General features: G+C 42.1%; 5 protein-coding genes and 2 rRNA genes. 6 read left to right on the forward strand and 1 reads right to left on the reverse strand.

What is annotated here, in order from left to right; all coding sequences use genetic code 11:
* Positions 1–73: 73 nt before the first annotated feature.
* The 6 genes from PZ638_RS01900 (at position 74) to aceK (ending at position 10778) form a co-directional block, all read left to right on the forward strand.
* A 23S ribosomal RNA gene (locus tag PZ638_RS01900) occupies positions 74–2979 on the forward strand.
* 138 nt (positions 2980–3117) lie between these two features.
* Positions 3118–3233, forward strand: a 5S ribosomal RNA gene (rrf, locus tag PZ638_RS01905).
* Between the two features lie 1436 nt (positions 3234–4669).
* A complete protein-coding gene (gene metA, locus PZ638_RS01910) occupies positions 4670–5599 on the forward strand; it encodes a homoserine O-acetyltransferase MetA (RefSeq protein ID WP_094962873.1) in 930 nt (309 codons plus the stop codon).
* A gap of 364 nt (positions 5600–5963) precedes the next feature.
* Positions 5964–7562 (forward strand): malate synthase A, encoded by a 1599-nt coding sequence (gene aceB / locus PZ638_RS01915; protein ID WP_164454919.1) that lies wholly within the window; start codon positions 5964–5966, stop codon positions 7560–7562.
* Between the two features lie 56 nt (positions 7563–7618).
* Complete coding sequence (aceA, locus tag PZ638_RS01920; RefSeq protein ID WP_004261346.1) at positions 7619–8926, forward strand: isocitrate lyase; 1308 nt, start codon at positions 7619–7621, stop codon at positions 8924–8926.
* Positions 8927–9044: 118 nt separating this feature from the next.
* The gene (gene aceK / locus PZ638_RS01925) at positions 9045–10778 is read left to right on the forward strand and encodes a bifunctional isocitrate dehydrogenase kinase/phosphatase (RefSeq protein WP_094962868.1); all 1734 of its coding nucleotides are present in this window, start codon (positions 9045–9047) and stop codon (positions 10776–10778) included.
* A gap of 89 nt (positions 10779–10867) precedes the next feature.
* On the opposite strand, the gene PZ638_RS01930 is transcribed toward aceK, so the two are convergent.
* Complete coding sequence (locus PZ638_RS01930) at positions 10868–11509, reverse strand: bifunctional 4-hydroxy-2-oxoglutarate aldolase/2-dehydro-3-deoxy-phosphogluconate aldolase (RefSeq protein WP_272674524.1); 642 nt, start codon at positions 11507–11509, stop codon at positions 10868–10870.
* Positions 11510–11526: the final 17 nt, after the last annotated feature.

Genomic DNA, 11526 nt, shown 5'->3' on the forward strand with positions numbered 1-11526 from the left:
ACTGCCCAACGAAGAAGTTCACCACGCACAGCCATGACAGTAATGTGAACGTTGAAACAATTTCGGGTTGTGAGGTTAAGCGACTAAGCGTACACGGTGGATGCCTAGGCAATCAGAGGCGATGAAGGACGTGCTAATCTGCGATAAGCGTCGGTAAGGTGATATGAACCGTTACAACCGACGATTTCCGAATGGGGAAACCCAGTGCAATTCGTTGCACTATCGTTTGATGAATACATAGTCAAACGAAGCGAACCGGGGGAACTGAAACATCTCAGTACCCCGAGGAAAAGAAATCAACCGAGATTCCCCTAGTAGCGGCGAGCGAACGGGGAGCAGCCCAGAGTCTTAATCAGCATTAGCATCAGGAGAACGGTCTGGAAAGTCCGGCAGTAAAGGGTGATAGCCCCGTATCCGAAGGTGTTAGTGTTGTGAACTCGACGAGTAGGGCGGGACACGTGTTATCCTGTCTGAATATGGGGGGACCATCCTCCAAGGCTAAATACTCCTGATTGACCGATAGTGAACCAGTACCGTGAGGGAAAGGCGAAAAGAACCCCGGCGAGGGGAGTGAAATAGAACCTGAAACCGTGTACGTACAAGCAGTGGGAGCACCTTTAGGGTGTGACTGCGTACCTTTTGTATAATGGGTCAGCGACTTATATTCTGTAGCAAGGTTAACCGTATAGGGGAGCCGTAGGGAAACCGAGTCTTAACTGGGCGAATAAGTTGCAGGGTATAGACCCGAAACCCGGTGATCTAGCCATGGGCAGGTTGAAGGTTGGGTAACACTAACTGGAGGACCGAACCGACTAATGTTGAAAAATTAGCGGATGACTTGTGGCTGGGGGTGAAAGGCCAATCAAACCGGGAGATAGCTGGTTCTCCCCGAAAGCTATTTAGGTAGCGCCTCGTGAACTCATCTTCGGGGGTAGAGCACTGTTTCGACTAGGGGGTCATCCCGACTTACCAACTCGATGCAAACTACGAATACCGAAGAATGTTATCACGGGAGACACACGGCGGGTGCTAACGTTCGTCGTGAAGAGGGAAACAACCCAGACCGCCAGCTAAGGTCCCAAAGTCATAGTTAAGTGGGAAACGAAGTGGGAAGGCTCAGACAGCCAGGATGTTGGCTTAGAAGCAGCCATCATTTAAAGAAAGCGTAATAGCTCACTGGTCGAGTCGGCCTGCGCGGAAGATGTAACGGGGCTAAACTATGCACCGAAGCTGCGGCAGCGATATTTAGATATTGTTGGGTAGGGGAGCGTTCTGTAAGCCTGTGAAGGTGTGCTGTGAGGCATGCTGGAGGTATCAGAAGTGCGAATGCTGACATAAGTAACGATAATGCGGGTGAAAAACCCGCACGCCGGAAGACCAAGGGTTCCTGTCCAACGTTAATCGGGGCAGGGTGAGTCGACCCCTAAGGCGAGGCAGAAATGCGTAGTCGATGGGAAACGGGTTAATATTCCCGTACTGGTGATAATTGCGATGGGGGGACGGAGAAGGCTAGGCTATCCGGGCGACGGTTGTCCCGGTTTAAGGATGTAGGCAGGTGAATTAGGCAAATCCGGTTCACTACATGCTGAGGTCCGACGACGAGTCACTACGGTGATGAAGTAGCTCATGCCCCGCTTCCAGGAAAAGCCTCTAAGCTCTAGATTATCATTAATCGTACCCCAAACCGACACAGGTGGTCAGGTAGAGAATACTCAGGCGCTTGAGAGAACTCGGGTGAAGGAACTAGGCAAAATGGTGCCGTAACTTCGGGAGAAGGCACGCTGGCATTAGGTGAAGTGATTTACTCATGGAGCTGAAGCCAGTCGCAGATACCAGCTGGCTGCAACTGTTTATTAAAAACACAGCACTGTGCAAACACGAAAGTGGACGTATACGGTGTGACGCCTGCCCGGTGCTGGAAGGTTAATTGATGGGGTTATCCGTAAGGAGAAGCTCTTGATCGAAGCCCCAGTAAACGGCGGCCGTAACTATAACGGTCCTAAGGTAGCGAAATTCCTTGTCGGGTAAGTTCCGACCTGCACGAATGGCGTAATGATGGCCAGGCTGTCTCCACCCGAGACTCAGTGAAATTGAACTCGCTGTGAAGATGCAGTGTACCCGCGGCAAGACGGAAAGACCCCGTGAACCTTTACTATAGCTTGACACTGAACATTGAGCCTTGATGTGTAGGATAGGTGGGAGGCTTTGAAGCGTGGACGCCAGTCTGCGTGGAGCCAACCTTGAAATACCACCCTTTAATGTTTGATGTTCTAACGTTGCCCCATTATCTGGGGTGCGGACAGTGTCTGGTGGGTAGTTTGACTGGGGCGGTCTCCTCCCAAAGAGTAACGGAGGAGCACGAAGGTTGGCTAAGCATGGTCGGACATCATGCGGTTAGTGCAAAGGCATAAGCCAGCTTGACTGCGAGAGTGACGGCTCGAGCAGGTACGAAAGTAGGTCTTAGTGATCCGGTGGTTCTGAATGGAAGGGCCATCGCTCAACGGATAAAAGGTACTCCGGGGATAACAGGCTGATACCGCCCAAGAGTTCATATCGACGGCGGTGTTTGGCACCTCGATGTCGGCTCATCACATCCTGGGGCTGAAGTAGGTCCCAAGGGTACGGCTGTTCGCCGTTTAAAGTGGTACGCGAGCTGGGTTTAGAACGTCGTGAGACAGTTCGGTCCCTATCTGCCGTGGGCGTTGGAAGATTGAAAGGGGCTGCTCCTAGTACGAGAGGACCGGAGTGGACGCACCACTGGTGTTCGGGTTGTCATGCCAATGGCATTGCCCGGTAGCTAAGTGCGGAAGAGATAACCGCTGAAAGCATCTAAGCGGGAAACTTGCCTTGAGATGAGTCTTCCCTGACTCTTTAAGGGTCCTAAAGGAACGTTTAAGACTAAGACGTTGATAGGTTGGGTGTGTAAGCGTAGCGATACGTTGAGCTAACCAATACTAATGAACCGTGAGGCTTAACCTGACAACACCGAAGGTGTTTTAGAGAGATAGAGTTGTTTTCGAGAAGTGAGAAGCCGAAAGGTGAAGGACACGCAGCTTGTTTGAGATTGAGGTTCTGGTTTAGTGAAGAAAAAACTAAACGGGAACAAAACAGAATTTGTCTGGCGGCAATAGCGCGGTGGTCCCACCTGACCCCATGCCGAACTCAGCAGTGAAACGCCGTAGCGCCGATGGTAGTGTGGGGTCTCCCCATGTGAGAGTAGGGAACTGCCAGACATTAAATTAGTGAGAAAGCCACCCATAGGGTGGCTTTTTTGCGTTTGGAGAAAAAAAGAAAAACAGTGGATGTTGAGGTTAGGTGGGGTGCCTAAGTTTTAGTTCCTCAGTTCCTCAGTTTCTTAGCTCCTTAATGTTTTAATCCCTAATTTTAATCCTCTCTTCATCTCTTTTAGCTACTTTTAGGGCTCTCTCTATCTATCACCATCATTAATGAGAGTGCGTGATGCAAAGTAGTGAGTAACAACTCACAGATTGTTTAGGGTAGCGAAATTTTAATAAAATCAAATAAATATTGTGGGTTGGGTGTTTCCCCATCACGGTGATGAATGACATCGCTTGAGCCAAAGTAGTCAGTAACAACTCACTTGTTGAAGGAGACGGTGGCTGTTGGTGAAGGTGTGATAACAGGGGTAGGAGAAGTAATGGAGGGGGAGCGGTTGTATTGGTGCGCTGAATGGATATTGTGAATGCAAAGTAGTGAGTAACAGCTCACAGATTGTTTAGGGTAGCGAAATTTTAATAAAATCAAATAAATATTGTGGATTGGGTGTTTCCCCATCATGGTGATGAATGACATAGCTTGAATCAAAGAAGTCAGTAACAACTCACTTGTTGAAGGAGACGGTGGCTGTTGGTGAAGGTGGGATAACAGGGGCTAGGAGAAGTAATGGAGGGGAGCGGTTGTATTGGTGCGCTGAATGGATATTGTGAATACAAAGTAGTGAGTAACAGCTCACAGATTGTTTAGGGTAGCGGAATTTTAAGAATATCACGAGAGTACTGTGGATTGGATGTTTGCCCATCACTGTGATGAATGATACCGCTTGAGTCAAAGTAGTAAGTAACAACTCACTTGTTGTTTTGCGGAAAAGATAACTTTAAAAATATCAAATGAGTACTGTGGATTAGGTGTTTGCCCATCACGATGATGAATGACACCACTTGAGTCAAAGTAGTAAGTAACAACTCACTTGTTGAAGGGGATGGTGGCTGTTGGTGAAGGTGGGGTGGCAGGAGTTAGGAGAAGCAATGGGGGATAAGCGGTTGTATTGGTGTGACGAATAGATATTCTAAATGCAAAGTAGTGAGTAACAACTTCGGTTTAATATTTTAATTGAATTTAAATCGTCATCATAATTTGGAAGTCAGTATAGTAGCTAGGCTAAGAGCCCAATCAAATAACAGTATCTTAAATATAATTCACAGAATAATTGCTAATAGCTTATGGCAAATAAAAGTAGTAATCACTAATACAATATATTGAAGATAAGAAGGTTAATAGCTGTATATAATTATTAGAAATAAACTATAAGTTACAGTGCTTGAAATTATTTCATTTAACCTTGAAAGGCTCGACAAGACGGATAACATTAGTTAGATTATTTAGCATTCTAGAAGTCTAAACGTATAAACAGATAAAAGGGGGATGAATGATGCCTATTCGTTTACCAGATGAACTACCGGCAGTTAATTTCTTGAGAGAAGAAAATGTTTTTGTTATGACAACAACAAGAGCAAGTCATCAAGAGATCCGTCCCTTGAAAGTATTAATACTCAATTTGATGCCGAAAAAGATAGAAACTGAAAACCAGTTTCTGCGTTTGCTGTCAAACACACCATTACAGGTTGATATTCAACTATTACGAATTGACCAGCGAGAATCAAAGAATACCCCAACGGAGCACTTAAATACCTTTTATTGCGATTTTGAGGATATACAGGATCAAAACTTTGATGGCTTAATTGTAACGGGAGCTCCGTTAGGTCTGGTTGAGTTTAATGACGTATTATACTGGCAACAAATAGAAAGGGTGATAGCTTGGGCGAAACAACATGTGACATCAACCCTTTTCGTTTGTTGGGCTGTACAAGCGGCTTTAAAGGTCTTGTATGACTTACCAAAATGGACTAGAGAAGAAAAACTATCTGGTATTTATCAGCATGATACGTTAGAGCCGTATGCTTTACTCACTAGAGGGTTTGATGGATCATTTTATGCACCTCACTCTCGCTACGCTGATTTTCCGGAAGACCTTATTCGCCAGCACACTGATCTAGAGATTTTAGCAAGTTCACAGGAGGCTGGTGCTTATTTATTTGGGTCAAAAGATAAACGCTTAGCATTTGTGACAGGCCATCCCGAATATGATGGGGACACCCTTGCACAAGAATATTGGCGTGATCTAGATGCTGGAATTTCTCCTCAGATCCCATGCAATTATTTTAAAAATGATGATCCCAGCAACCCTCCGCTCGTGAGCTGGCGTAGTCATGGGCACTTGTTGTTCTCAAATTGGTTGAATTATTATGTGTATCAGATCACACCTTTTGATCTTACTAATATGGAACCAACGTTAGATTAAAAAAAGAAATATAAATTTAAAAATTATAATAAGATAAGTATTTTTACTGGTTATACCAGTTAAAGTTAGGCTTATATAGTAAAAGTGGTACCACAGTTAGTCTGAAAGCAGCTATTTATTAGCTGCTTTTTTTGTTTTCAAAGAAAAATTTTAAAAATACAGTTTTCTATAATTAGTTGATTTAACGACTATTTAACATTTTTGACTAGTTAAAGGAATGATTAATCAATTTGGAAACTTATTTAAAATTCATTATTATCAATAAGATATTTTACTTTTTAATTAAAATGGAAATCGTTTTTGATTTATTTCTGATTTGATCTTATGCTTATTTCATAGTCAACGATGAATGAGGGTTTGGTCGATGGAGCAGCAATTATCTATATCGGAATTAACATTCACAAAGAATATTGAACAGTTTGAAAGACAAGTGTTACATATTGATTCTATTGCATTTCTTTCTAAACTAGTTGAAGAGTTTCTTCCTCGCCGAGAAAAATTATTAAAAGATAGAGAGGTCAGACAGCAAAAGATAGATGCTGGTTCTTTACCTAACTTTATTTCAGAATTTGATTCCATAAAAAAATCAGATTGGAAAATTCAAAGTATCCCTGAAGATTTACAAGATCGCCGTGTCGAAATTACGGGTCCGGTTGAACGTAAAATGGTTATTAATGCCTTAAATGCCAATGTAAAAGTATTTATGGCAGATTTTGAAGATTCCCTTTCACCTTCATGGGAAAAATTGATCGATGGCCAAATCAATTTAAGGGATGCGATCCGCGGTGATATTTCTTATACCAACGAAAATGGAAAGGTTTACCAATTAAAATCAAATCCAGCAGTTTTGATTGCTCGTGTTCGTGGTCTTCATTTAGATGAAAAACATGTTTTATCAGGAAGTAAGCCTATTCCTGGAGGCCTGTTTGATTTCGCTATTTACTTTTTTAATAACTATCAAGCGTTATTAGAAAAAGGGAGTGGTCCTTACTTTTATATCCCAAAACTTGAGTCTTGTCAGGAAGCAAAATGGTGGAGCGATGTTTTTAGTCTGGCTGAAGACTCCGTGGGTATACCTCGGGGCACGATCAAAGCAACTGTACTGATCGAAACATTACCTGCTGTATTCCAAATGGATGAAATCTTATATCACATGCGTCACCACATTGTGGGGCTGAATTGTGGGCGTTGGGACTACATATTTAGTTATATCAAAACATTGAAAGAGCATGCTGACCGAGTATTGCCAGACCGCCAAGTTGTCACAATGACACAATCATTTTTAAGTGCCTATTCACGCTTATTAATTAAAACGTGCCACCGTCGTGGAGCATTTGCGATGGGGGGAATGTCTGCTTTTATACCGAGCAAGGACCCCGAAGAAAATGAAACTATTCTAGCGAAAGTAAAAGCAGACAAAGAACTAGAAGCGAGAAATGGCCATGATGGCTCTTGGATTGCACACCCAGGTTTAGCGGATACCGTTATGAACGTGTTTAATCAAGCACTTGGTGAGCGCCAAAACCAGTTACATGTATCTCGTGATTTCGATGAAGAAATTACAGCTGACCAGTTATTAGAACCTTGTGCCGGTGAGCGAACTGAAGCGGGGATGCGGGCTAATATTCGCGTTGCTGTGCAATATATTGAAGCATGGATTTCAGGGAATGGTTGTGTACCTATCTATGGTTTGATGGAGGATGCTGCGACAGCAGAAATTTCACGCACTTCAATTTGGCAGTGGATCCGCCACGGTAAAACCTTGTCCACCGGTGAAAAAGTCACTAAGGCATTATTTGAAGAAATGTTAGATGAAGAGTTACAGGTTATCCAAAAAGAACTTGGTGATAAGCGTTTTCAAAGTGGCCGTTTCCGTGAGGCTGCAGAACTGATGAGGCGGATTACTACACAGGATGAGCTTATAGAATTCTTAACTATCCCTGGATACCAATTATTAGATTAATTATCGTGAATAAAAAATTCGATAAACCCTACATATTCTTATAAAGGAAGTGGATCATGACAACATCGCGCTTAGAACAAATTGCCCAATTAGAAAATGAATGGAAACAACCACGTTGGAAAGGTATTACTCGCCCATATACAGCGGAAGAAGTGGTGAAATTGCGTGGTTCTGTGCATATCGAACACTCTTTAGCACGTAAAGGTGCAGAACGCTTTTGGGATCAATTACATGGTGGTTCAAAGAAAGGTTATGTAAATGCACTGGGAGCCTTAACGGGTGGGCAAGCGCTACAACAAGCGAAAGCTGGTATTGAAGCTATTTATTTATCAGGTTGGCAGGTAGCGGCGGACGCAAATACATCATCGAGTATGTACCCGGACCAATCACTTTACCCTGTCGATTCAGTACCATCGGTAGTTAAGAAAATTAATAATACATTCCGTCGGGCAGACCAAATTCAGTGGGCGAATGGTATTGGCCCTGACAACAAAGAGTATATTGATTATTTTTTACCTATTATCGCGGATGCGGAAGCGGGTTTTGGTGGCGTATTAAATGCCTTCGAACTCATGAAAAATATGATAGAAGCTGGAGCAGCTGCGGTTCATTTTGAAGACCAATTAGCCGCGGTTAAAAAATGTGGCCATATGGGGGGGAAAGTTCTTGTGCCTACCCAAGAGGCGATTCAAAAACTGGTTGCTGCTCGTTTAGCGGCGGATGTTTCAGGTGTGCCAACTATTTTAGTTGCTAGAACCGATGCTGATGCAGCAGATCTTCTAACATCTGACTGTGATGCCTATGATGCGGCATTTGTTACTGGGGAACGCACTTCTGAAGGTTTTTTCCGAACTAAAGCAGGAATTGAGCAAGCAATTAGTCGTGGGTTAGCTTATGCACCTTACGCAGACCTTGTTTGGTGTGAAACGTCAAAACCTGACCTTGAAGCGGCAAGACAGTTTGCTGAAGCTATTCATGCTAAATTCCCTGGTAAATTATTAGCTTACAATTGCTCTCCTTCATTTAATTGGAAAAAGAATTTAGATGACAGCACGATCGCACGATTCCAAGATGAGCTTTCAGCAATGGGGTACCGCTTCCAATTCATTACGTTAGCAGGTATTCACAGTATGTGGTTCAACATGTTTGACTTAGCTCATTCCTATGCACAAGGTGAAGGCATGAAGCATTATGTTGAAAAAGTCCAAGAGTGTGAGTTTGCTGCAATTAATAAAGGTTATACTTTCTCTTCGCATCAACAGGAGGTAGGAACAGGCTATTTTGATAAAGTGACAACAGTTATTCAAGGTGGCACTTCATCAGTGACAGCATTAACTGGCTCGACTGAAGAAGAGCAATTCTAGTCAGATTGTTTCCCTTTCAATCGGTGTTTCTGTTGGTTAGCTGTATCTGTTAATTTTTCAGGCACGTTTAGTGCCTGTTTTTTATTCAAAATAAGTCTGTATTCTTATAGGAGTGGTTATGATATTGACGACAGAACAGATAATAGCTCAGACCATTTTACAGGGTTTTGATGCTCAATATGGTCGTTTCCTTGAGATAACCTCAGGTGCACAAGAAAGGTTTGAGCAGGCAGATTGGCATGCAATTCAGCATGCGATGAAAAGAAGAATTCAACTGTATGATCACCATGTTGGTTTAGTTGTCGCTCAGCTACAGTTTATGGGGCTAGTTCAATCTTTAACACCCGATAAACTGGCTCAAATAAAAAATGTTTATAAAACCTTATTACCAGATTATCCAAGGTTTGAAATAGCAGAAAGCTTCTTTAATTCAGTTTACTGCCGGTTATTTCAGCATCGGGAGCTTACACAAGATAACTTATTTATTTTTACATCCCAGCCTGCAAGGCGTTTTTCTGTTTCTCCTAGGCCACTAGCTCGCGAATACTTTGTTAATAATAATTTAGAGGGGTTATTGTTCACAATATTAAGTGGGTTACCACTAAGGCTAAAGTGGCGTAATTTGGATTTAGATATTCATTGTATTATCAATGTATTGAAAACAAAATTTCCTGATATTGAAACCCAAAAAGTCAGTTTTCATATTGCAAATGAGTTATTTTACCGTAATAAGGCTGCTTGGCTAGTTGGTAAAATTTATATTAATGATGAGGTTCACCCATTCTTACTTCCTATTCATCATGATGATTGTCAGCGCATTTATATTGATGCGTGTTTAACTGAGTTTGATGAAGCCAGTATTGTATTTGGTTTTGCTCGGTCCTATTTTATGGTGTATGCCCCTTTTCCAGCAGCACTGGTTTTTTGGTTGAGGGAGATCTTACCCAGTAAGTCAATTGCTGAATTATATATGGCAATTGGTTGTCAAAAGCATGGAAAAACAGAGTATTACAGAGAATATCTCGCCTATATTAATTTTTCACGAGAGCAATTTACCGTTGCACCAGGTGTTAAAGGAATGGTGATGTTAGTCTTTACGTCCCCTTCTTTCGATCGTGTTTTTAAAATTATTAAGGATCAATTTGCGCCACAAAAGCAAGTAACACGAGAACGAGTTTTAGAATGCTATCGTTTGGTTAAAGAGCACGATAGAGTTGGCCGTATGGCTGACACCCAAGAGTTTGAAAATTTTGTGATTAGTAAGTCTTCCATCAGCGATGAGTTAATGGCGGAATTATTGAAAGAGGTTCCATCTCAAATTGAAGATTTAGGCGATAACATATTGATTCGTCATTTGTACATGGAAAGAAAGATGATCCCATTGAATATTTATATGGATAATGCCACTGACGCGCAATTACATAATGCATTAAATGAATATGGCTGGGCGATTAAACAATTAGCGGCTGCGAATATTTTCCCCGGAGATATGTTGTTTAAAAATTTTGGAGTAACGCGTCATGGCCGCGTTGTTTTTTATGACTATGATGAAATCTGTTATATGACAGAGGTGAATTTTCGTAAAATTCCTGAGCCATTATACCCTGAGCAAGAATTATCTAGTGAGCCATGGTATAGCATTAGTGAGCAAGATGTTTTCCCTGAAGAGTTTGCTTCTTTTATTTGCCAAAATGAGAAAATTCGTCATTACTTGCAACAATATCATGCAGATTTATTTTCCGCAGATTATTGGCAAAAGTTACAAAATAGAATTTTGGCGGGGCGCGTAGAAGATGTTTATGCCTATCGTGAGGAATTACGTTTTTGCCATAAATTCAGTGAGGTTGCATAACTATAATACGCAACTAATGGGAATAGTTACGTATTAATTAAAGGCAATTAAAAACGACTTAGCAAGCATTGAGTCGTTTTTCGGGAATGCTATTTTTTTGCGCCTTGTACAGCTTCTTGAGCAAGTTGGGTAATTTTTTCATAATTGCTTGAATTCAAAGCCTCTTCAGGCACTAACCAAGAGCCACCAATACACAGAACACTATCTAATTCTAAATAGTTAAGGTAATTATCTAGCGATATTCCACCGGTTGGGCAAAATTTGACTTGTGAGAAAGGGCCCGCAATGGCTTTTAGCGCCTTAACGCCACCATTGGCTTCCGCTGGGAAAAATTTGAACTCTTTCAGGCCATATTGCATACCAAGCATAAGTTCAGAAACAGTTGAAATTCCAGGGATTAAAGGAATATCTCCTTTGGTTGCTGCATTGAGTAATTCATCTGTCAAACCGGGACTAATTGCGAATTGTGCTCCAGCTTCAGTAACTTCAGCGAGTTGTTTTGCATTAATAACAGTACCTGCGCCAATAATAGCCTCAGGCACTTCTTTTGCAATGAGGCGAATAGCATCGATAGCACACTCCGTACGTAAAGTGACTTCTAACACTCTAATGCCACCTTTGACTAATGCTTTTGCAAGAGGAACCGCTTGTTCTAATTTTTTGATAACAATAACAGGGACGACAGGGCCTTGTTTTAATACGCTTTCAGCGGTCATTTTCCAATTATTCATTTTCTATTCCTATTCAA

Origin of the sequence: Providencia hangzhouensis, from assembly GCF_029193595.2 — a bacterium.
Classification (GTDB): Bacteria; Pseudomonadota; Gammaproteobacteria; order Enterobacterales; family Enterobacteriaceae; genus Providencia; species Providencia hangzhouensis.

Coding starts and splice junctions, on each gene's coding strand:
- aceB (WP_164454919.1), top strand. CDS start 5,964: ATGGAGCAGCAATTATCTATATCGGAATTAACATTCACAAAGAATATT.
- aceA (WP_004261346.1), top strand. CDS start 7,619: ATGACAACATCGCGCTTAGAACAAATTGCCCAATTAGAAAATGAATGG.
- PZ638_RS01930 (WP_272674524.1), bottom strand. CDS start 11,509: ATGAATAATTGGAAAATGACCGCTGAAAGCGTATTAAAACAAGGCCCT.
- metA (WP_094962873.1), top strand. CDS start 4,670: ATGCCTATTCGTTTACCAGATGAACTACCGGCAGTTAATTTCTTGAGA.
- aceK (WP_094962868.1), top strand. CDS start 9,045: ATGATATTGACGACAGAACAGATAATAGCTCAGACCATTTTACAGGGT.